General features: G+C 66.9%; 17 protein-coding genes and 1 tRNA gene. 7 read left to right on the top strand and 11 right to left on the bottom strand.

The window, feature by feature from the left end:
* The 4 genes from GQ57_RS35595 to GQ57_RS35610 all read right to left on the bottom strand — a co-directional run.
* On the bottom strand, positions 1–2,314 hold a 2,314-nt coding region (locus GQ57_RS35595), incomplete at its 3' end, for a type VI secretion system Vgr family protein (protein WP_034200355.1).
* A 179-nt stretch (positions 2,315–2,493) separates the two neighbouring features.
* On the bottom strand, positions 2,494–3,102 hold the full coding sequence (locus tag GQ57_RS35600; RefSeq protein ID WP_031397157.1) for a hypothetical protein: 609 nt from the start codon (positions 3,100–3,102) through the stop codon (positions 2,494–2,496).
* A gap of 188 nt (positions 3,103–3,290) precedes the next feature.
* Positions 3,291–3,629, bottom strand: a complete 339-nt coding sequence (locus GQ57_RS35605) for a hypothetical protein (RefSeq protein WP_034200356.1) — start codon at positions 3,627–3,629, stop codon at positions 3,291–3,293.
* A gap of 31 nt (positions 3,630–3,660) precedes the next feature.
* Positions 3,661–3,921, bottom strand: coding sequence for a hypothetical protein (locus GQ57_RS35610; RefSeq protein WP_034200357.1), 261 nt, complete (start codon positions 3,919–3,921; stop codon positions 3,661–3,663).
* Between the two features lie 588 nt (positions 3,922–4,509).
* On the opposite strand from GQ57_RS35610, the gene GQ57_RS35615 reads away from it, so the two are divergent.
* Together GQ57_RS35615 and GQ57_RS35620 are read left to right on the top strand one after the other, a co-directional pair.
* Positions 4,510–4,586: transfer RNA gene (locus GQ57_RS35615), tRNA-Val, on the top strand.
* Positions 4,587–4,894: 308 nt separating this feature from the next.
* Positions 4,895–5,410 carry a DUF2628 domain-containing protein gene (locus tag GQ57_RS35620; RefSeq protein ID WP_031397154.1) on the top strand — a complete coding sequence of 172 codons (516 nt, stop codon included), beginning with the start codon at positions 4,895–4,897 and terminating at the stop codon, positions 5,408–5,410.
* A 101-nt stretch (positions 5,411–5,511) separates the two neighbouring features.
* Here GQ57_RS35620 and GQ57_RS35625 read toward each other — a convergent pair whose 3' ends face one another.
* Both GQ57_RS35625 and GQ57_RS35630 read right to left on the bottom strand, forming a co-directional pair.
* Positions 5,512–6,393 carry a sigma-70 family RNA polymerase sigma factor gene (locus GQ57_RS35625; protein ID WP_034200363.1) on the bottom strand — a complete coding sequence of 294 codons (882 nt, stop codon included), beginning with the start codon at positions 6,391–6,393 and terminating at the stop codon, positions 5,512–5,514.
* A complete protein-coding gene (locus GQ57_RS35630) occupies positions 6,393–6,869 on the bottom strand; it encodes a carboxymuconolactone decarboxylase family protein (RefSeq protein ID WP_031397152.1) in 477 nt (158 codons plus the stop codon). Before GQ57_RS35630 ends, GQ57_RS35625 begins: the two co-directional genes overlap by 1 nt.
* Before the next feature lie 549 nt (positions 6,870–7,418).
* Between GQ57_RS35630 and egtB the strand changes: the two genes are divergently transcribed.
* The 4 genes from egtB to GQ57_RS35650 all read left to right on the top strand — a co-directional run bounded on the left by egtB (position 7,419) and on the right by GQ57_RS35650 (position 10,491).
* Positions 7,419–8,642 carry an ergothioneine biosynthesis protein EgtB gene (egtB, locus tag GQ57_RS35635; RefSeq protein ID WP_034200358.1) on the top strand — a complete coding sequence of 408 codons (1,224 nt, stop codon included), beginning with the start codon at positions 7,419–7,421 and terminating at the stop codon, positions 8,640–8,642.
* Complete coding sequence (gene egtD / locus GQ57_RS35640) at positions 8,626–9,639, top strand: L-histidine N(alpha)-methyltransferase (RefSeq protein ID WP_031397150.1); 1,014 nt, start codon at positions 8,626–8,628, stop codon at positions 9,637–9,639. Before egtB ends, egtD begins: the two co-directional genes overlap by 17 nt.
* Positions 9,640–9,923: 284 nt before the next feature.
* Entirely contained in the window at positions 9,924–10,199 is a 276-nt protein-coding gene (locus GQ57_RS35645) for a hypothetical protein (protein ID WP_034200359.1), read from the top strand.
* Between the two features lie 37 nt (positions 10,200–10,236).
* On the top strand, positions 10,237–10,491 hold the full coding sequence (locus tag GQ57_RS35650) for a hypothetical protein (RefSeq protein WP_031397148.1): 255 nt from the start codon (positions 10,237–10,239) through the stop codon (positions 10,489–10,491).
* Positions 10,492–10,599: 108 nt separating this feature from the next.
* Here the strand turns inward: GQ57_RS35650 and GQ57_RS35655 are convergent, their stop codons facing one another.
* Entirely contained in the window at positions 10,600–13,629 is a 3,030-nt protein-coding gene (locus GQ57_RS35655) for a type III restriction-modification system endonuclease (protein WP_034200360.1), read from the bottom strand.
* Positions 13,629–15,647: a site-specific DNA-methyltransferase gene (locus GQ57_RS35660; protein WP_031397146.1), complete on the bottom strand. Its 2,019-nt coding sequence runs from the start codon at positions 15,645–15,647 to the stop codon at positions 13,629–13,631. Before GQ57_RS35660 ends, GQ57_RS35655 begins: the two co-directional genes overlap by 1 nt.
* 793 nt (positions 15,648–16,440) lie before the next feature.
* Between GQ57_RS35660 and GQ57_RS35665 the strand changes: the two genes are divergently transcribed.
* The gene (locus GQ57_RS35665; protein ID WP_235212608.1) at positions 16,441–17,076 is read left to right on the top strand and encodes a response regulator transcription factor; all 636 of its coding nucleotides are present in this window, start codon (positions 16,441–16,443) and stop codon (positions 17,074–17,076) included.
* 156 nt (positions 17,077–17,232) lie between these two features.
* Here GQ57_RS35665 and GQ57_RS35670 read toward each other — a convergent pair whose 3' ends face one another.
* From GQ57_RS35670 to GQ57_RS35680, 3 genes are read right to left on the bottom strand one after another with little or no spacing between them, the layout of a single operon-like run.
* Positions 17,233–19,380 (bottom strand): peptidase domain-containing ABC transporter, encoded by a 2,148-nt coding sequence (locus tag GQ57_RS35670; RefSeq protein WP_034200361.1) that lies wholly within the window; start codon positions 19,378–19,380, stop codon positions 17,233–17,235.
* 39 nt (positions 19,381–19,419) lie between these two features.
* Entirely contained in the window at positions 19,420–20,679 is a 1,260-nt protein-coding gene (locus tag GQ57_RS35675) for an HlyD family secretion protein (protein WP_031397143.1), read from the bottom strand.
* Positions 20,676–22,034: a TolC family outer membrane protein gene (locus tag GQ57_RS35680; RefSeq protein ID WP_031397142.1), complete on the bottom strand. Its 1,359-nt coding sequence runs from the start codon at positions 22,032–22,034 to the stop codon at positions 20,676–20,678. The genes GQ57_RS35675 and GQ57_RS35680 overlap by 4 nt, the downstream gene beginning before the upstream one ends.
* Between the last annotated feature and the right edge of the window lie 105 nt (positions 22,035–22,139).

Raw genomic sequence — 22,139 nt, forward strand, 5'->3', positions numbered from 1 at the left:
CCGTCGCCGACACCACCTTCACCGCCTTCTGCGCGGTCACCTCGATGTTGTCCGACTGCGCCTGGATCTCCACCTTGCCCTTGCCCGCGAACAGCTTCATCCCCGCGTTCTGCGCGAACAGGCTCAGCTTCTGCCCGATGCTCGCCAGCAGCGACTTGCCCGCCGCAACATGCACGCTCTGCCCGCTCGCCACGTTCACGTGATCGTTCGCAACCACATGCACCGACTGCTGCGTCGACATCCCGATCCCCGACGGGCTGCCGAACAGCATCACCGGTTCCTTGAACGCGTTCGCGCTGCCCGTGCCGCCGCCTGCCGTGCGTCCGCCCGACGCGCTGCCCGATGCACTGTCCTGCGTCGCGTCCGTGAACGCACGCATCGTGTCCTGCGCATCCTTCAGGCTTTCCGCCTGGTGCTGCTCGCTCACCTCCGACATCGCCTCGACGAGGCTCTCGCCCGTCACCAGCTGCTGCTGCGCTTCCTTCACGTCGAGCGGCTGGCTGTTCGCCGCCTTCGGATGCGTCGTCACGTACAGGCCCTGGCTGGCCCGCACCGCGCCGTACGCATCCGAGCGCAGGTCGAACCCGCTGCCGAGATACGCCCCGCGTGAATTGGCGTTGTGGTCGATGATGTAGCCGAGATGCAGCAGGCTGTTCGCGCTGCTGCTCATCAGCTGCACGCGGTTCTGCCCGGTTGCGTCGTCCATCACGAGCTGGTTGTAGCCGCTGCCCGAATACTCTTTTGACCGATAGCCCGACAGGATCCCGTCGGTATGCCACTGCGGCTGGTTCGCGCCGTTGTACACGCGCCCGACCGCCAGCGGCCGGTCGCAATCGCCGCCGATGTAGTTGATCAGCACTTCCTCGCCGATCCGCGGCACATGCACGCCGCCGTAGCCGCCGCCGGTATCCGACTGCACGACGCGCACCCAGCACGACGCGTTCTCGTTGCCCGGGTTCAGGCGATCCCACACGAACTGCACGCGAATCCGGTTCAGCGCGTCGGTATAAACCTCTTCGCCCTGCGGCCCGACGACGATCGCCGTCTCGAGATGCATCTCCGGCTTGTGATGCTCGAACGGGCTGCGATACGGCACGCTCACGCGCTGCGCTTCGACCTCGACGAGATAGAAACCGACCGACCCGTCGCCGTGCGATACCTCGAGGCCGGGTGTGTTTTCGTAACGCGCGCGCACCTGACCGAGCGCGCGACCCAGGCTATGCGGGAAATCCGAGTCGGTGCCCGATACGGGCAGGTTGTTCTCGATCCACCAGGAAACACCGATCGCGGCGAACTCGCGCTGATCGGCGGAATCGCGTTCGTGCGCGGGGTGATCGGCCAGCGTGAAGCGCCGGCCCGCATCGATCGCGCGCACGCCGCCCGCGCCATGAAAGCGCTTCGCCTGCGACTCCCACTCTTCCATCCGCACCTTCGTCAGATGGTCGCCGCGCGACTGGTCGAGATACGTATAGGCGCCGGTGTACTCGTAGACCTCGAGCTGATCCGGCAGCTCGCCCTGGCCGCCCATCGTCGGCAGCGACGTGCCCTTCGGATTCGACGGCTGTGAAGGATTCTTGTAGTCGAACGTGCGCGTCGTGCGGGTCACGCTCTGCAGCGTGCGCGTGCCCGACCATTGCGTGAACGCGTCGGCCTCGCTGCCCACGCCGCCGCGATAGAAGCGCACGGTTTCCGGCGACAGCGGCGCGAACGCCTGCAGGTTGTCGGTGATGACGAGCGTATGCGACTTGCCGTCGTCGGCCTGCTGCCACGCGCCGTACAGCCCCTCGTCTTCCATCAGCCGGTGCACGAAGTTCCAGTCCGTCTCGCTTTGCCGCGTGTACGACCGGTTCTCCAATGGCTGCGACAACGCAAACCGGAACAATCCGCGCGCTTCCGGATGCGTGTCGAGCACATCGGAAATAATTTCCTCTGCGTGCTTGTCGATCCAGATTTTCTCGTCGCGGCGGAACCGCAGCACATGCATCCACGCGTGCAGTTCGAGCTGATAGGTCGTTACCCCGCCTTTCGCGCCAAGCCGGCGCGCGGAGTAGATATAGCCGCTGACGGGCCGGTACGCATTGTTCGCCTGCTGAATCCACAACGTGGCCGGCTGGGCGATCAGCTTCTTGAGTTCGAGATCGTCATTGCCCGCGACGACATCGAGCGTGAACGAATAGTCTCGTCCGATCCGCGATCGGCCGATGGCGCGCTGTACGGCGAGTACGTTGACTCCCAACGGCGTATCCAACTTGAGCAAACGGTCCTGCTGAAGCAATCCGCCGCGAAGCGCGGCGCCGACGTTCGGCACGTTCATGATGCAGCCCTTTTTTATTTCAGCACCCTCGGATGGTGTCTGTGACTCAGTCGCGCGAGATTCTACCGTTTAATCAGGGCATTAAGACTAATCGTCGGACCAGGAACAGGGGCATGACCGCAACACGCGCGGCACGATCCGCCATGCGGATTGCGCCGGCCGCCGTCGCATCGTTCGGGTCAAGCTGGCGCGTCGTCGTTGCCCAGGCCGCTGCGTTTCAACACCTCCCGCAGACACACCGGACACACATACTCACCGGCGTCCCACAGCCGCGCGACCATGTCCCGATCGTCGATCCGGAACGTCGAATCGACGATGTCGATATCCGGCCCGAACACCTTGCGCAAAAACGCTTCGTCGAACCAATACGTGGGTTCATGCTTCACGCGGGCATCGATCACGCGCACGACGTGACAATCACGGATCACATCGATCGTCAGGATCGCCGTTTCGATATCCGGCGATGCCCGCGTCGGCCGGATCAGCCCATGAAGCTCGCATCGCGCGAAATTGCGAGGCCACTTTGCATTCGCCGCGACGACAGACGTGTCGAACGCCTGCTCTTTCGTCGTCGGTTTATAAGGCGCCTCGCCGGAGCGCACGAGCAGTTCGTCCAGGCACGCCAAACACATGTATGCGCGCAAGCGCTCCAGCGCCGCGATCTTCGGAAAGACCTTCACGTGCGCGACCTGATCGACAAAGGTCGCATCGGCCTCGTGCTCGTCGAGCTCGGCGCGCAACATCCACATCTCCCAGCTGTATCTCGGCCGGTCGAGCGAGACCTTCACGAGTTCGCCGGGCCCACACTGCGCGCGCAGCCTGATGCGTGCGGCAACGCCCGTCGACGTCGTCGCCGTGGAAACATCTCCATGCCGATGGCAAACGCTCAGTCCCATTACTCACTCCGGTTGCGAGCGGCACTCGCGTCGCCCTGCTCTTTCTTCGGTTTCATCGCGCCGTGGAAGACATCGATCATTCACGCACCGTATCCATGGCGTTCGATGACGTACCGTCCCGGCCCGCGCCATGAGACGGAACGGTACCCGCTTCGAAGAACGCCGATCTCCCGGTAATACTCGACGAGTGCCTGCGGACTCCAGTCGCGGCCCGCGGAAAACAGCGCATCGAGATCGACGAGCGCGGCAACGAGCGCCTGACGGTCGTTGTCGTCCGCGATCGCGCGTTCCCAGCGACCTGATTGCCGAGCGAAGCCCAACCGTACCAGCACATCGGCAGCAGTCACCAGATCGGTCATGACAACCGCAACGTGACCGGCGATATCCGTCACCAGCATCTCATCGACAGGTGCCTTCATCGATCGCTTCGTCCAGTGTCGTCCCCTGTGATCATCCTGCTTCCTTCGTGAGCCATCTAATGATCTCCGCGACGTCGTCGCCAGACAGCTTGCCGACACGATCAACCGACACCCCATAGTCGAGATCGAACTTCACGTTGAATCGCTCGCCCTTGTAGCGGCAGCACAAGACATCGGCTTCCGGGATCGACACGCGCTGCTCGAGCACGATGTCGCCTGAGTGTTGCTGCATCCGGCGTACGACGGCATCGATATCGAGCGCGTCGAGCCGGGTCATCGAAGAATCGGTCATGTGCCGTGAGCCTGTGCGCCAGGCGTTCGCATCCTGAATGCCGGCGATTCTACAGACATGACCGCGCGTGCATCGTCGAAAGCGCTTCACAGCTTCCCGATTCGTTCCTCTGCTCGCCGCACGCAGTGCATATCCCGAGCGGATCACAGTCGCCGGACTGTGCTTATCCAACGGTGTTAACAGAGTTCGTATATATACGTAGTGATAGTTAACAAGCGCTGTGCCTCACAGTGGATAACGTCCCTAACATCATGAATTCTCAGCAGGAAGCGGAATGCATAACCATGGGTGTCGCGCGTGAACAGCTCCGCGCAGCACAGAACAACTTTTCGTCGATTCACAGACTCGCCGACATATCCTCAATCGTTCCACTGTGAATCCAGAGGCTTGCAGGACGGTTATCCAGAGGGGAATGTGGATAACACCACAGCGCAGCGACGCGTTTTGCTGTGATGCGACGAGGCGACATCAACGCTCCCGGCATCGCCACGCGACCTCGATCGCCGTCCCCCGCGCGCCCCGATTCAAAAAATTTTCACGAAAGGGCTTGTGCTCCTCAAAAACCCTCTCTATAATTCGCGGCTTCTTAGGCTCGTAGCTCAGTTGGTTAGAGCACCACCTTGACATGGTGGGGGTCGTTGGTTCGAATCCAATCGAGCCTACCAACGAACAAAATGAAGGGGTCTGGCAGCACAACTTGCCTACAGGCAATGCGGCTCGCCAACATACAAACGCCACGCGGCAACTTCGCGTGGCGTTTTTCTTTTTCCGGCCGAAACAACGCATGTTGCCCCGATGCGTTGCGCGATCCACGGCATCGCATCCTTCCTCACCGACCCCTCGATTCGCCATACAACGGCCACCGCGCCGCGCGTAGAATCGTGTGCGCATCGAAGCGGCCGTTCCGGCCGTCGCCCGATTTCCAACGCATCAAAACAACAACGCGCGATCCGCGCGACCGAGAGCACACGACATGTCCGACGTCACGACCGCCACATCGTCCGCGAGCAACGACGAAATCGCTGCTTATGTCGGCAAGAAAGCCGCCTGGTTCGAGCGGAAATGGACGCTCGCCGCATCGCGCAAGAACCGGCAGTCGTGGAACTGGGCAGCCTGTTTCCTGGGCCCGGTCTGGATGGCGTATCGATGCATGTACTGGCAGGCGGCGGCCGTCCTCGGCGCGTCGCTCGGGATCACGCTGGTCGAGCTGCTGTTCTTCCCGAAATACTTCGAATCGAGCACGCTCGACCCGGTCACGATCGGGATCGCGGTGTCGCTCGGCTGGTACGGGAACGGCCTCTACAAGGCGCATGTCGAGCGCCGGATCGACAAGCTGCGCCCGAACGCGACGTCCCGCGAATCGTTTCTTGCGCTGCTGGAAGCGCAGGGCGGCACGAACTGGCTCGCGGCGACCGGTTTCTCGGTCGCGACACCGTTGCTCGGCTTCCTGATGATCATGATCCGCAATCTCGTGATCGGGACGTATTGATTGTGCGAACCGGCGGCCGGTAAAGCAGGGCGGCAGGACGGAGCGTAGCGCGCATCGCGGCCGTGCATGCGCACGGCACCCGACGCGCAATCCCGCCGCCCTCAATGCAGGTGCTTCAACTTGTCAGGATTCCGCACGACATAGATCGCGACGATCTTCCCGTCCTCGATCTCGAGCGCCGTAGTCTGCAGCTCGCCATCGGATTCCAGCGTGACGAAACCCGGCAGCCCGTTGATGAACCCCGCACGCACGAGCTTCGACGCGTGCGTGACGAACAGTTCGGCCAGGTACTCGTGCACCTTCATCACGCGCTCGAAACCGAATACCGGCTTGCCCGTGGCCGAGCGCTTGCCGCCGCCGTCCGAATGCAGGCTCACGTCCTCGGCAAGCATCGCGCCGAGCGTGCGCAGGTCGCCGCTGCGCGATGCCGCGAAAAACGCTTCCGCCAGTTCGATCCCGCGCTGCTTCTCGACATGGAAACGCGGCCGCGCCTCGCGCACATGCGTGCGGGCCCGCGCGGCGAGCTGGCGGCACGCGGCCGGGTCGCGCTGGATCGTCGTGGCCACTTCGTCGAACTCGAGGCCGAACACGTCGTGCAGCAGGAACGCCGCGCGTTCGAGCGGCGAAAGCCGTTCGAGCGCGAGCAGCAGCGGCAGCGTGACGTCTTCCTGCTCGTCCTCGTCGACGACCGGCTCGGGCAGCCACGGGCCGATGTAGGTCTCGCGCTGGTGCCGCGCGGACTTCAGCTGGTCGAGGCACATGCGCATCACCATGCGGCGCAGGAACGCCTCGGGCACGCGCACCTCGGTGCGGTCGACGTCCATCCAGCGGATGAACGCCTCCTGCACGACGTCCTCGGCATCCGCGACGGAACCGAGCATCCGGTATGCGACGCGGATCAGCGTGCGCCGCAGCGGGTCGAAGCTCGCGGCTGCGTCGGCCCGTTCGTCGGCGCGGCCGCTGGCCGGATCGCGGCTCGGCATCAGGCCACCATCTTCGCGGCGGCGGCCTTCGCGTCGGCCGGGGCGATCCACAGCCCGAAGCCGACGGCGAGCCGGTTCCAGCCGTTGATCACGTTGATCATCAGCGTGAGTTTCACCTGTTCCTCCTGGCTGAAGTGGTCGTTCAGCGCCGCGTAGGCCGCTTCGTGCGCCGCATGACCCTCCGACAGCCGCGTGAGCGCATCGGTCCAGCCGAGCGCCGCGCGTTCGCGGTCGGAGTAGCAGGGCGCTTCGCGCCACGCGGACAGCAGGTAGATGCGCTGCTCGGTCTCGCCTTGCCCGCGCGCCTCGGCCGTGTGCATGTTAATGCAGTTCGCGCACGCGTTGATCTGGGACGCGCGGATCTTGACCAGCTCGATCAGCGCCGGTTCGAGGCTCCCGGCGGCGGCGACCGACACGGTCATCCAGTCCTTCATCAGCGCGGGGGCGGCGGCAAACGGATTGAGTTTCGCAGTCATGGTTCCTTCTCCTTTCGTGTGGGTTCCGGTGACATGACGAGCGAGCTGCCGCGCGTGTGACATCGACGCAAGAAAATTCCGGAAACCTTCGCGAATGCGATGTCGCAGGCAAAGGGTCGGGCCGTTCACGCGGAGCCGCCGCCCGCGTTCGTCATACAAACGCGCGCATCACGAAGCCGTCGCTCACGACCGTCGCGCGTTGTCATGGGCCGTCAGTAGCCGGACCGGCTGGCCGGTTCGCGGTTAATCCGCTGGCCTGCCCATCCGGGCAGGCTTCACCGCGTCGTCGCGCGGCCGATGCGCTCTCCATCGACACTTTCATTTTTCTTTCGGACGCGGTCCGTCCGCATCCCGATTCGCAGCATTCACATTTCTGGACCATACTGTTCTGCAAGGGCAGATGAAGGGACGCCGCATCAGCGGCCCGGCGCGCGCGCCGGCTGCCCGACGACGCAGCAGCAGGTCGCACGCCAGCCGCGCGCCTCACGCGCAAGGCTTTCCCTTTTCCGGCAACGCAACGCAGCGAATCGCGACGTGGACGGTAAACCGATGAGCCTCCTAGCCTCACAGCTTCAGCGCCGTTACCAGGACGTGCGCGCCCACAGCGTCGCGCTGACCGCGACGCTGTCCGCCGAAGACCAGGCCGTGCAGTCGATGCCGGACGCGAGCCCGACGAAGTGGCACCTCGCGCATACGACCTGGTTCTTCGAGACCGTCGTGCTGATGCGCCGCGTGCCCGGCTACGCGCCGTTCGACGGCGCGTTCCAGTTCCTCTTCAATTCCTACTACGAAGCGCTCGGCCCGCGCCATCCGCGGCCGCAGCGCGGGCTGCTCACGCGTCCGTCGCTCGACGAGGTGCACGCATACCGGCAATACGTGGACGATGCGCTGCTGCGCGCGCTGGCCGGCGCCGACGCGGCGCAGCTCGACGCGATCGCGCCCGAAGTCGAGCTCGGCCTGCATCACGAGCAGCAGCACCAGGAACTGATCGTCACCGACATGCTGCACGCGTTCTCGTGCAACCCGCTGAAGCCGGCGTTCCGGCCGCGCAACGGGATGGACGGCGACGCGATGGCCGCGGGCGACGCCGGCGCGCAGCGCTGGCTGCGCCAGGCGGGCGGGCTCGTCGAGATCGGCCACGCCGGCGAGGCGTTCTCGTTCGACAACGAACGGCCGCGTCATACGGCGCTCGTACGGCCGTACGAAATCGCGAACCGCCTCGTGACGAACGCGGAATTCGCGGCGTTCATCGCAGAGGGCGGCTACACGCGCCCCGAATACTGGTTGTCCGACGGCTGGGCGACCGTGCAGCGGGAAGGGTGGCAGGCGCCCGCGTACTGGCTGCCCGGCGAAGGCGACGCGGCCGCGACGCAGGCCTGGCGCACGTTCGGCCTGCACGGCGTCGAACCGCTCGCGCCCGATGCCCCGGTGTGCCATGTGAGCTTCTACGAAGCAGCCGCGTATGCGGAATGGGCCGGCGCGCGGCTGCCGACCGAATTCGAATGGGAAGCGGCGTTCCTCGCCGAAGGCATCCGGCAGATGCTCGGGCACGTGTGGCAGTGGACGCGCTCGTCCTACGAGCCCTATCCGGGCTTCCGGCCGCTCGCGGGCGTGGCGGCCGAATACAACGGCAAGTTCATGGTCGGCCAGCAAGTCCTGCGCGGCAGCAGCATCGCGACGCCGCCCGGGCACGAACGGCCGACGTACCGCAATTTCTTTCCGCCGGCCGCGCGCTGGCAATTCACGGGAGTGCGACTTGCGCGAGACGTCTGACCAGACGGCCACGAGCGGTGGCCAGCAACCCGCCCGCGATTCGCGGCCGAGCGCGTTCGAGCGCGACCTGATCGACGGACTGTCGCGCACGCCGCGCAGCATTCCGCCGAAATACTTCTACGATGCGGCCGGCTCCGCGCTGTTCGACCGCATCTGCGAACTGCCGGAGTATTACCCCACGCGCACCGAGCTCGGCATCCTGCGCGACCGCGCGGCCGAGATCGTGCGGCGCGTCGGCCCGCATGCGGACATCGTCGAATTCGGCGCGGGCTCGCTCGAGAAGATCCGCGTGCTGCTCGACGCGTTCGCGGGCAACTACGCGAACGCGCCGGCGCGCTACGTGCCGGTCGACATCTCCGCCGACCACCTGCACGACGCCGCCGCACGGTTGCGGGCGGCCTATCCGTGGCTCGACGTCGCGCCGCTCGCGGCCGACTACACGAAGGCCGAGCAACTCGCCGAGCTGACCGGAACGCCGCGGCGGCGCATCGGTTTCTTCCCCGGCTCGACGATCGGCAACTTCTCGCCGGAGGAAGCCGACGCATTCCTGCACGATGCCGCGCGACTGCTGCGCGGCGGCGGCTTGCTGGTGGGCGCCGATCTCGTGAAGGACGAAGGTACGCTGCACGACGCGTACAACGACGCGCAGGGCGTGACCGCGCAGTTCAACCTGAACCTGCTGGTGCGCGCGAACGCCGAACTCGGCGCGGATTTCGACGTCGACGCGTTTTCGCATTGCGCGTTCTACGACCGCGAGCGGCAGCGCATCGAGATGCATCTCGTCAGCGACGTCGCGCAGACCGTGCACGTGCGCGGCCATGCATTTCGCTTCGACGCCGGCGAGCGCATCCACACGGAGAACTCGCACAAGTTCACGATCGACGGCTTTCGCGCGATCGCGCGCCGCGCGGGATTCGTGCCCGATACCGTGTGGACCGATGCGGACAACCTGTTCAGCGTGCACTGGCTGCGCAGCGTCGACGATATCCGCGCGTAACGCGCGCTTGCGAACCGCTTGCGCATGCGGCGGGCGGTTCGTTCCTGACGCGCGCCGGCGCGCCCCGATGGCCGGGACCGATGCCGGACATCCCCGGTCTGCCGATTCGATGCGCCGTTGCAACGGCGTGTAGAGTCGCGCCTCTACCTTGTCCCGCCGGGTTCCACGCGTGCCGGTAAACGTCCGTTACCGCTCTCGCATACCCGTTTCACCTGTGTCCGCGCCCGATGCCTAGACTCCGAACCGTATTCACATGAAGCACGATACGTGCAGGGAGTCGCGAGATGAGCAGGAAACTTCTTCTCGGTGCAGTTCTCGGTGTGGCGGCGCTGGCAGCCTCGGGCGTCGCATCGGCCCACGTCGACGTGTCGGTCGGCATCGGCGTGCCCGTCTATGCGGCGCCGGCACCCGTCTACGTGGCTCCGCCGCCGCCGGTCGCGTACGCGCCGGTAGGCTATCGTTACGACGACTGGCGCGCGCGCGAATGGCGCGAACGCGAGTGGCGTCGCCATGAATGGCGCGAACATGCGTGGCATGATCGCGGTGGCCGCTGGTATTGAGCGGCTGGATCGATGAAAACAAGAGGAGCTTGAACACATGACGTCCATTCGACACATCGGGCAGTACGCGATCGCCGCCGTCGTTGCGTTCGCCACGATCGGCAGCGCGCATGCGGCGGGTTGCATGAAGGGCGCGGTCGTCGGCGGGGTTGCCGGCCACTACGCCGGCCACCATGCGGTCGTTGGTGCGGTCGGCGGCTGCATCGTCGGCCATCACATGGCGAAGAAACACGCGGAAGAGCTGGCCGCGCAACACAAGGCCGCCGCGCAGGGCATGCAGCCGGTGCAGTAAGCCGCGTCGTTGCCGGGGCGCCGCTACGGCAGGTTGCCCCGGCTGGCGCGCATCGCGCGCGCCTCATGAAGTCTCATGAAAAAAGGGCGGCTCGCGCCGCCCTTCGTTTCAGCGCCCGGCGCCCTTCAGCAGCGCCGCGGGCTCGAACAGCGCATCCGCCTGCCTGACGCGCACGAAGCGCGCCGCGCCGTCGCCATCCACCAGCGCCCGGAAATGCGCTTCGCCGCACGCGAGCTTCGCGCGCTCGTGCTCGCTCGGCGCGTTGCCATCCGCATTCGGCGTATCGACGACGAAGTACAGCCGCTCGCCGCCGTCCTGCTCCGCGAGCACGGCCCAGTCCGGGTGATAGCTGCCGAGCGGCGTCGACACGCGGAACCACGCGGGCAGCTTCGCATACAGCTTCACGCCGTCGTGCGCCTCGAGCGCATCGGCGAATGCGCGTTCCGCGTCCGTCTCGCACACGACCGCTTCATGGATCGATTTGCGCGCGTCGGGCCGCAGGTTGCGCAGATAGCCGGTCAGCGCCTCGCTCTCGAACGATTCGAGCGCGTGCACGTGGCGCTCGCCGAGCTTGCGGTACGCAATGCCCGCGACGAGCGCCAGCCGCTTGCAGCGGTTGATCGCCTCGGCGGCGACCGCGATGAACTGCTGCGGATTCACCCGGAAATCGTCGAGCCGGCCGCTGTCGGCCAGGATCGTCGCGAGCGAACGGCGCGTGAGCTGCGTGCGGTCCTGCAGTTCGGTGAGCAGGTCGGGCAGCGGCAGTTCGCCTTCGTCGAGCAGCACCGTGCCGGCGCCGGCCACCTCGATCGCCTCGATGCCGGCCTTGCCGATGTCGATCTCGGCCTTGCGCCACTGCAGCCGCGCGCGCGCGATGTCCGGCGCGTCGTGCAGCGCGGCCGCGCAGTCGCGCACGAGCTTCGCGTTGTCGAATTCGACGCGGTAGACGGTGCGATGACGGATCCGGTCCCACAGCGCACCGAAATCGTCGCCGAACACGACGGCCTTGCCCGACGCGTCGCGCCGCAACGCGATCGCGCGGCGCTCGTCCGCATTGCGCACCGCGAAGCGGCCCGACAGCTTGCGCAGCGTCGCGACGATCGGCGCGCGCAGGATCTCGAACGCATCCGGCAGCACCAGCGCGCTCTGGCGCAGCGCGTCCTTCAGGCGGTCGAGCACCTTGCCCTGCGCATCGACGTAGCCCTGTTCGTGCAGGTGATTCCACAGCACGCGCGACAGCTCGACGCCGAGCGCATGCGCGGGCCCGTCGCCTTCCTGCACGGGCAGCGCCGCGAACTGGTGTTCCTCGACGATTCCGAAACGGATGCCCGTGTCGGCCTCGATTTCCTTCTGCAGGTTCTCCGCGAACGACTCGTAGCGCTCGGTCGCGATCACGGTGAGCGTGTTCACGCCCGCGTCGCGCACCCGTTCGCCGTCCTGGTCGACGGCGAGGCGCAGCCCGCGGCCGAGCGTCTGGCGGCGCTCGCGCTCGGTCTGGATGTCGCGCAGCGTGCAGATCTGGAATACGTTCGGGTTGTCCCAGCCTTCCTTCAGCGCCGAGTGCGAGAAGATGAACTTCAGCGGCGTGTCGAACGACAGCAGCGCTTCCTTCTCGCGCATGATCAGGCCGTACGCGCGCTCCGCGTTCTCGCGGGCCGCGGCGCTGCTCTCGCTCGTGTCGGTCCAGCCGCCCTTGCGGTCGATCGAGAAATAGCCGTTGTGCGCGCGTCCGACTTCGAGCGCGACGTCGACGCCGTCGAACAGCGCGCGGTAGGCCGGCACGCGTGCCGCCCGCGCATATTCCTCTTCGAAGATCAGCGCGTAGTCGCCCTTCGCGGGCATCCCGTTCTCGTCGTAGCGGCGGTAGCGCTCGACCGAGTCGACGAAGAACAGCGACAGCACCTTCACGCCGCGCTCCGCGAGGCGCAGCTCCTTGTCGAGATGCTCGCGGATCGTGCGGCGGATCATCTCGCGCTGCACGGCGAGCGTATCGATGTCGCCGAACGCCTCGCCGAGCGACAGGAACGCTTCACCCTCGGGGTGGCGCAGCTCGACGTATTCGGCGCCCTTCACCGCATGCACTTCGCCGATCCGCAGGCCCGCGTACAACGCACGTCTGGTCAGGCGTTCGAGATCGTCGCCGTCGGTGGCCGACACGATCTGGCGCTTCACGCCGGCCGCCGTCGCGACGTCGAGCTCGACGCGCGCGCTGATCGCGCCGCGCCGGTTCGACACGCCGACGAGCCGCACGTACGGCTTGTTGTGCGCGTCCTCGACGATCGCCGACGCGATCTCGATCTGCTTGACGAGCTTGCGCTCGTACGCGTCGACCGCGTCGAGCCGGTACACCATGTGGTGCCGGTCGACGTGCGTGGCCGAGTAGCGCAGCGTGCAGAGCGGCGCCATCGCGGCGAGCGCTTCGCGGCCGCGGCCTTCGAGCCCGCCGTCGACGCTCTGCGGCTCGTCGACGATCACGATCGGCCGGGTCGCGCGGATCAGGTCGATCGGCTTCTCGCCGCCGGTCTTCTCGCTGTCCTTGTAGAGGTTGTTGATTTCCTTCTTGTTGATCGCGGCGACCGTCATCACCATGATCTGGATCGCCGCGCTCGCCGCGAAGTGGCGCACCTGGCCGAGCTTCGCGGAGTCGTACAGGAAGTAGTCGTACGGTACGCCCGCGTACAGCGCGCGGAAGTGATCCTCGGTGATGGAAAGCGTCTTGTGCACGCCTTCCTTGATCGCGATCGACGGCACGACGATCACGAATTTCGTGAAGCCGTAGCGGCGGTTCAGCTCGAAGATCGTGCGCAGGTATACATAGGTCTTGCCGGTGCCGGTTTCCATCTCGACCGTGAAGTCGCGCGAGCCGGGCAGGCCGCCGGACGGCGGCAACCCGCCGCGCAGCTGCACGTCGGCGAGGTTGCGCGCGAGCGCGTCGTCGGTCAGCGACAGCCGGTTGCCGACGCCCTGTTCCGATACCGCGAAGCCCAGCGAACCCTGTGCGGCGGCCGTGGTGCCGGGCGCGGCGTTCGCGAGCACGCTGAAGTCGCCGCGATACGATTCCTGGCCGCGAAACAGGTCGCAGACGGCGTCGATCGCCTCGCGCTGGTAGTCGAGATCCGCTTCGAAATGCAGCCGCATCACAGGCTCCGCACGCGCTTCACGCCGTGCTGTTCGAGCAGCGCGGCGAGATTGAGCTTCGCGACGTCGTCAACGAAGCCGCTGTCGCGGAACAGGCACGTGACGTCGCGCGTCGCGCCGGTCGCGTCGAGCAGGTCGACGATGCCGTCGGCGAGCGGGCCCGCGTCGTCGCGCGCGATGCGCGCGTCGAAGCATGCGACGATCGAGCGGCCGATCAGGTGCACGGCCTTGCCGGCCACCTGGTGATGCTCGACCGGCGTGCACAGGTCGAGGCCGAGCTTCAGCGTCAGCTCGGCGAGCAGGTCGTCCTCGGTGCGGCCGGTCTTCACGTGCTCGACAGAGGCGAACAGCGCATGATCGAAATCGTCGCGACGCGGGTCCCACTCGATCACGTTGGTCGTGTCGAGCCGGTAGACGCGGAAGCCGAGGTCGCCATAGCTTTCCGGATAATCGCGCGCGACCTGCTGCGCGGCGCGGCGCAGGCGCTCCTTCGTGATTTCGGCGAGGGTCGACGGTTTCTTCAGCTTCGCGCAGAAATCGGCCGCGCTCGTCTGCGTCTTGTCGCGGCGGTCGAGCGCCTCGGGCAACTGCACGAGCACGTAGCGGCGCGCGCCGCCGTCGGTCGCGTTCACCTGCATCACCGCGTGGCCGGTCGAGCCGGAGCCCGCGAAGCAGTCGAGCACGATGTCGTCGCCGCGCGTGCACCAGCCGATCACGGCCGCCGCGAAATCGACCGGCTTCGGTTGGTCGAACGGAATGCCGAGCGTCTTCAGCAGCGCGTCGTCGGAGCCCGCGAACGGGAGCACCGACGGCACGTTCTCGTACATGTTCTCGTCGAGGTAGTAGATCCGCTGCGGCTGCGTGGTTTCGTCCGCGCCGAATTCGATCTGGCCGCGCTCGATCAGCGCCTGCATCGTCGCGGGCGGGTTGCGCCAGCCGCGCGCCGGCATCGCGCACGGCTTGCCGGTGGCCGGGTGGATCAGCGGCGTGAAATACTCTTCCGGCGCCTTCTTCTTGTTCGGCCAGGCCATCGACACGAGGCGGTACACGCGGCCGTCCTCCGACAGCCGGTCGTACATCACCTCGCCGCCCGACAGGTTGGTCTGCGCCTTCATCCACGCGCGGTACGCCTTCTGCGCATCCTTCGCGTTGCCGCTGCGGTATACCGCGTCGTGCGCGGCGTCGAGCATGCGCTGCGCGTTGCGCTTCGGGCGCTTGAGCGGCGCCTGCTCGAGCAGCGTCTCGGCGTTGCGCGCGAACAGCACCAGCGATTCGTGCTGGTACGCGACGCCGCGCGCGTCGCCCTTCGGGTTGCGCTTGTCCCACACGGCCACGCCGAGCTCGTTCTCCTCGCCGAAGATCTCGCGCAGCATCAGCACCAGCGCGTGCACCTCGTGCTCGTCGATGTGCACGGCGATCAGCCCTTCGTCGGACAGCAGCGCGTGCGCGAGCTTCAGGCGCGGATACATCATGTTCAGCCAGTCGGTGTGGAACCGGCCGTTCGCCTCGGTGTTCGTGCTGCGCTTCGCGCCGCCCTGGGTCTGGCCGGTCATCGCCAGGTAGTGGCGAATGCTGTCGCTGAAGTCGTCCGGATAGACGAAATCGCTGCCCGTGTTGTAGGGCGGGTCGATATAGACGAGCTTCACCTTGCCCGCATAGCTCTTGTGCAGCAGCTTCATCACGTCGAGGTTGTCGCCCTCGATCACGAGATGGCGCGTGTCGTCCCATGCGACGCTGTCGTCGGGGCAGGGCCGCAGCGTGCCCGTCGACGGCGTCAGCGCGGCCTGGCGCGCGCTGCGCTTGCCGTGCCAGTGGAAGCCGTAGCGCTCGTCGGCGTCGCCGACCGTGCGTTCGCCGATCAGCGCCTTCAGCACGTCGACGTCGACCGACGCGCCGTCCGGGCCTTCGGTCACGAGTTCGGGGAACAGCGCCTTCAGGCGCGCGACGTTGTCGGCCGTGAAATCCGTCGACATCGCCTGCGGGCTCGCCGCATCGAGTTTCTGCATCGTCTTTTCCATCGGAGCCCGGCCGCGCGCGCCAGGACGTCGGGCGCGCTCGCGGCACCGGCGGCAATGGCCGCCCGGGCAAACCCGAAACGCTAGCGAGTCGGTCGGCTGAGGTCAAGCGCCGATGTGGGCCGATCGTGCGCGCATCGGCCGCGATCGCCCGCCGGACGGGCCGCAAGCGGTTTCTGGCCGGTTGTCGCACGGGCCGGCCCGAGGGTGCGGCGCGGCCCCCGGGAACCGGCGAAGAACGGACGAAAAAAGGGCACGGTCGCATGGACGTGGGCCTGCCGTGTCCATGGGGTGAGCGGCAAGCACCTCGCTCCGGCCGGCTGGCACGTCGACGGGGCGCCGGCGTTCATTGCGTTCGCGACGTGCGACGCCTGCCGGATCGTCACGGCGGGCGCAGGGCGGGGAAGCCTCCTGCTTCTGCTCCCGCTCCCGTTCGCGGGCCGGCGATACCTTCATGGGTGTTCCGTAAAACGGGGCCGAAACCCGGCAAGCGACGGCGACTCGTCGCATTACCGGTCCGGTACGTGATTTATTCAATCAAACTTAGGACAAGTTCGATAAATGCGGAAAAGATAACCGGACAAAGCCGTTATTATCCAATTCAGGTTATATTCGCTGCGGCATTCGGACAGGATAATTATCCGCGCGCCTATCCCGATAACGATCGCGCTTTCATTAAATAAAGGCGGGCATTAAAGTTCAGGCCAACACCCGCTTCGGCTCATGAGTGTTATCGCATGCGGCAACACCCCGTCGACGGGCGTTGCCGTATTTTTCGAAAGACATGATTGAGCCTATGAAAACAGTGACCGTGGCCGTGGCCGACGACCATCCTGTCGTGCTGGAATCGCTTCATCGACTGTTGTGTCTGCATCCGCCGTTTCACCTCATGCACCTCTGCCGTAGCGGCCGCGAACTGATCGCCGCGCTGGCGCAATCTCCCATCGATATTGCGGTAGTCGATTATTCGATGAGCCGCGGCGAGCAGCCGCTCGACGGCCTTCCGCTGCTGCGCAAGCTGCGCGATGTCGCGCCGCGCACGCGGTGCGTGATGTTTACCGCGCACTCGAATCCGAGCGTGTTCGCGGCCGCGCGGAAGCTCGGCGTGGCCGCGATCGTCAGCAAGGACGATCCGGTCGACGAGATCGTCCACGCATGCCGGCGGCTCGGCGCCGGCCGCGCCTGCTACCTGTCGCCGTCGGCCCGGGCGGCCGTCGAGCGTGGCGGGAGCGGCCGGCAAACGGCGCTCACGGCCCGCGAACTCGATGTCGTCCGGCTGTTCGCGGCCGGCCATACGCTGCAGGACATCGCGAAGCAGCTCGGCCGCTCGGTCAGCACCGTGTCGACGCAAAAATACACGGCGATGTGCAAGCTGCAGGCCGATTCGAACATTCACCTGATCCGCTATGCGTACGAAAGCGGCCTGATCTGATTGCGCTGAAGGTGTAACCCGCCGCCGCTCCCTTCATTCCACGCACGCATGCGCGTGAAGCCTCGCGACCGCCGGTGTGCCGGTGTCGCCGGGCCGGATCGGTGTCGTCCGTCGCGTTGCCCGCCGGGCAGCGGCATACCGTGCCATCCCGCGGCGCTAAGCGGGTTCGGGCATGACGATGGCGCCGGCGGGCAGTTCGCGTGCCGTGCCTCGCGCGATCTCGATCACGCGGTCCGCGCTGCGGATGGTTTCCGGCCGGTGCGCGATGATGATCCGCGTGACGTTCATCGCGCGTACCGCGTCGTTGATCCGGGATTCGCGCTCGATGTCGAGATGGCTCGTCGCTTCGTCGAGCACCAGGATCGCCGGCTGGCGGTAGAACGCGCGGGCAAGCAGCACGCGCTGGCACTGCCCGCCGGACAGCGACGACCCCATGTCGCCGACGAGACTCCGGTAGCCCATCGGCATCGAGGCGATGTCGTCGTGGATCTGCGCAAGCCGCGCGGCCCGTTCGATGCGTGCGTCGTCGGGCTGCGGGTCGAAGAAGCCGATGTTGTCGGCGATCGAGCCCGCGAACAGGATGTCGTCCTGCATCACGCAGCCGATCCGGTCGCGATACGGGTGCAGGCCCAGCTTGCGGATGTCGATGCCGTCGACTTCCACGCTGCCGTGCTCCGGCGCGAGCAGGCCGAGCAGCAGCTTCGCCATCGTCGTCTTGCCCTGGCCCGACGGGCCGACCAGCGCGACCGATTCGCCGGGCGCGATCGAGAACGAGCAGCCGTCGAGCACCCACGGTTCCGTTTCCGCGTAGCGGAACCGCACGTCGCGCACGTCGATCGCAGGCGGCGTCGCGCAACCAGCCTCCGTCGATTGCGCGACCTTTGCCTCCATGTCGGTTTCGACGTCGGTCAGCACGATGTCGGCGAGACGCTCGCCGTGCAGGCGCAGCATCCTGAAGTCGATCAGCGTGCCGACCAGCCCGGCGCCGCGCGTCATGAACTGGTCGGAAAAACTGACGAACGCGACCAGCATCCCGGCCGAGAACTGCCCGTCGAGCACCTGCTTCGCCGCGAGCCAGACGAGCGCCACGCGCCCCGCACCGGAAATCACGCCCTGCACCGTCGAGAAGCCGATCGACAGCCGCTCGATCGCGACGTGCTTGTTGGTGGTCTCGACGACCGCGTTCGCATACGTGGCGACACGTGCCTCCTGCTTGTTCGCAAGCTTGATCGCCTGCACGCCGCGAATCGATTCGAGCAGGTTCGACTGGGCGCGTGCCGCATGGACGATCTGCTCCTCGTTCGCCTGCCGGAACGGCCGGTACGCGATCCAGCGAATCGCGCCGTACGCAGCAAACAGGCCGAGCACCAGCCAGGTGAGCGCCGGGCTGTAGACGAACAGCATCGCGAGCGTCGCGATTGCCATCACGCCGTCGAGCAGCGCGCCGATGAACTGGGTGGCCAGCGTCGTCTGGATCGTGTTGATCGCGCCGAATCGCGACACCACGTCGCCGATGTGGCGCTGCTCGAAATACGCCATCGGCAGCCGGAGCAGGTGCGCGCAGACGTTGGCGGTCCACTGCACGCCGAGCAGGCTCGAGAACCACGTTACCACCCACGCGCGCAACGCCGATACCGCGTTCTGGAACAGCACGACCAGCAGGAAGCCGATGCCGAGCAGCGTCAGCAGGTCCGCATCGGCGGACACCAGCACCTGGTCCATCACCCACTGCATGTAGAACGGCGTGACGATGCCGAACACTTCCAGCGCCGCGGACAGCAGCAGCACCTGCGCGAACGTCGTACGGATGCCTGTCACGCTGCCGACGAGCTTCGCCATCGAGATCGCTTCGCGCGCCTGCGTCCGCTCGAACGACGGCGACGGCATCAGCTCGAGCGCGACCCCGGTGAAGTGTTCGGACACTTCGGCAAGCGGCACGTCGCGGCATCCGCGGGCGGGATCGTGGATGGTGATCCGGTTGCGCAACACGGCTTTCAACACGACGAAGTGATTCATGTCCCAGTGCAGGATGCACGGGCGGCGCAGCTTGCCGAGCTCGTCGAGATCGAGCCGCAACGCGCGCGATGCGAGGCCGAGCCGGTACGCGATCAGCATCACGTCGTTGAGCGTCGCCCCCTTCAGCGACGGGCTGAAGCGCCGGCGCAGGCTGACGAGGTCGAGGTCATGGCCGTAGTGGCTCGCGACCATCCCGACGCACGCGAGGCCGCACTCGGCGGCCTGCGTCTGCAGGATCACCGGCAGGCGGCGGCGCCAGCCGAATTGCAGCGCGTCGATCCATTTCATGATTGGGGGGCTCCGTAACGAATCCGTTGAAGGCGCGCGTCAGGCCGACACGCGGCGGCCGAGCGCATACAGCGGCTCCAGCACCCACTCGATCAACCGGCGCCGGTCGATCAGCACGTCGGCCTCGAGCGCCATCCCGGGCCGCAGCGGCTCGTGCCTGCCGTATGCGACGATGTCCTGGCGATCGAGCGCGACGACGACGCGGTACAGCTGCTCCGGCACGTTGGTGCGCCCGGTCAGATGCGCGACTTCCTGCGGCGACAGCGCGGTACGCGACACCTCGGTCACGCGCCCGAACTGCTGGCCGAATTTCTGGAACGGGTAGGCCTCGTAGCGCAGCACGACGCGCGCGCCGGTGCGCACGAAGCCGATCGCGCGGCTCGGCACCATCAGCTGCGCCTCGAGCGGCGCGCCTTGCGGCAGCAGCGACACGGCCGACTGGCCCGCGTTGACGATCTGCCCGGGTTTCACGAGCAGCGCGGCCACGACGCTGGCCTGCGGCGCGCGCAAGATGACCGCGCGACGCGCCTCGTTCTCGGCGATCGACTGGTCGACATCCGCGAGCTTGCGCTCGATGTCGTTCTGCTGATTGCGGGTGGTGAGCGGCAGCTCGCGCAGTTGCTGGCGGGTCTGGTCGAGCTGCTGCCCGACGTCGAGCCGCTGGCGGGCAAGCTCCTGCAGCCGTGCCTGCGCGTCGAGCAGTACGCCCTCCTGCTGCTCGACCTGGCTGTTCGACGCGTAACCTTGCGCGCGCATCGACTGCAGCTTGTCGAGCTGCCGTTGCGCGAGCTCGGCCTGACGCCGCCGCTGCGTGTTCTGCCGCGCGATCTGCACCAGCTGGTCTTCCAGCGCCGCGGCGCGCGCCCGCAGGCCGCGCTGCGCTTCCGTGCCCAGTTGCGACTGGCCGGCGAGATCGGTTTCCAGGCGCGAACGCTGAAACTTCAACTGCCGCGCGACCGTTTCGCGCGTGCCGCCCAGTTCGGTCGCCACTTCGGCGGAAATCGCCATGAGTTCCCCGCCGGCCGCCACTGCCTGTCCTTCGCGCACGCGCATGCCGATCACGGTGCCGGTGATCGGCGGCGCAACCGTCAGCAGGCCTTTTTCCGGCAACAACTGGCCGGCCACGCGCTCGCGCTTCGTATAGCTGCCGAACACGAAGAACGCGACGACCGCGAGCGTCAGCGCGGCCGCGATCCCGATCGTCAGCCAGCGCCAGGGCGGCGAATACAGGCTCACCGTACCCATCAGCTTGTGCCGGGTCGCATCGAGCGCTTCCTGGCGGAACAGGGAATCGGTCATGAGCGGCTTCCAGCGACGGGGGGCCGGCTGTCGGCGCGGCACGCGATGGCGGCAATGTCGCCGTCGCCGAGTGCGCCAAGCGCTGTGGACAGTCGTAGTCGCGCCCGCAGATAGCGGTAGCGGGCGTCGGCGAGATCGCGGATCGCTTCGAAATAGCGCTGCTGCGCATTCAGCTCGTCGATCTGCGTGCGCAGCCCGACTTCGCGCCCGAGGCGGGTCGACTTCACCTTGCCGTCGGCCGATGCGAGCGCGCGCTCCTGCGCGCGGATCAGCGCGAGGCCGTTGGTGATGCCGAGATAGGCGGCCCGGGCTTGTTCGCGGGCCTTGCGGCGCGCATCCTCGAGCACGTCGCGCGCCTGATCGCGCCGGCGGTAGGCCTCCCGGCTTGCCGACAGCGGGCCGCCGCCGGCGAACAGCGGGATCGTGACCGTCACGCCGATCGTCGACGAGCGCGTTTTCGACGTCGTGCCGAAGATCGTGTCGAGCCCGTTCTCGTTGGCGCCGCGGCTCCAGTTCGTGCCGTAGCTCGCCTGCAGGTTCACGACCGGCAGGTGCGCGCCCGCCGCCGCGACGATGTCGGCCTGCGACTGGTCGAGCTGCTTGCCGGCGATCCGCACGTCGACGTTGTCGCGGGCCGCTTCGTCCATCGCGGCCATGAGGTCGGATGGCGCCGCCTGCCGGGCGCATGACCACGCGATCGGCTCGAGTTCAGCGTCGCTCAGGCCGGTCAGCCGCTGCAGCGTGCCGTTCGCGACCGCCAGATCGGTTTGCGCGCCCACCTTGCGCGCGAGCGCTTCGTCGAGATTCGCGCGCGCCTCGTCGACGTCGGTGCGCGTGCCGTCGCCGAGCCGCAGCGCGGCCTGCGCCTGGTCGAACTGGGTGCGGAACGCCTGCTGCGCGGCTTCGGCCGCCTGCAGTACCTCGCGTCCGTACAGCACGTCGAAATAGGCATTGGCGACATCGTTGATCAGCGCTTGCCAGGCTTTCTCGTACTCGATGTCGGCCTGGTCGGCCAGTGTGCCGCCACGCTTGAAATCGGCGACGCGGGCCACGTCGAACAGCGGCTGGGTAAGGACGGCGGCGGCGCTGTGACGGCGGACCGCCGCCGCATACGACGCGGTGGGCTGGTCCTGCTTCGTGTAGTTGCCGTTGAGCTCCGCGCGCGGCAGCAGGCCGGCGAGACCTTGCCAGCGTTTCTCGCGGCCCGCGAGCTGCGCGTTGCGTGCCGCGCCGATGCCGGCATCGAAGCGCAGTGCCGCGTTTACCGCGTCGAGCAGGTCGGCCGCGTGCGCCGGCCATACGGCGCCAAGCCAGCCGAGAACGGCCACCAGCCGGAGGAATCGTGTTGAGATCATCTGCCTGTACGCGCCGCTGCCTGACGGTCGCGAGAACCGCGGCGAAGTCGCGCCGCAAAGCGGAGATTATTCAGTGGCGGGGAGCGGCACGATATCGCCGTTCGT

The organism is Burkholderia sp. MSh2, from assembly GCF_000731655.1.
GTDB lineage: Bacteria > Pseudomonadota > Gammaproteobacteria > Burkholderiales > Burkholderiaceae > Burkholderia > Burkholderia paludis.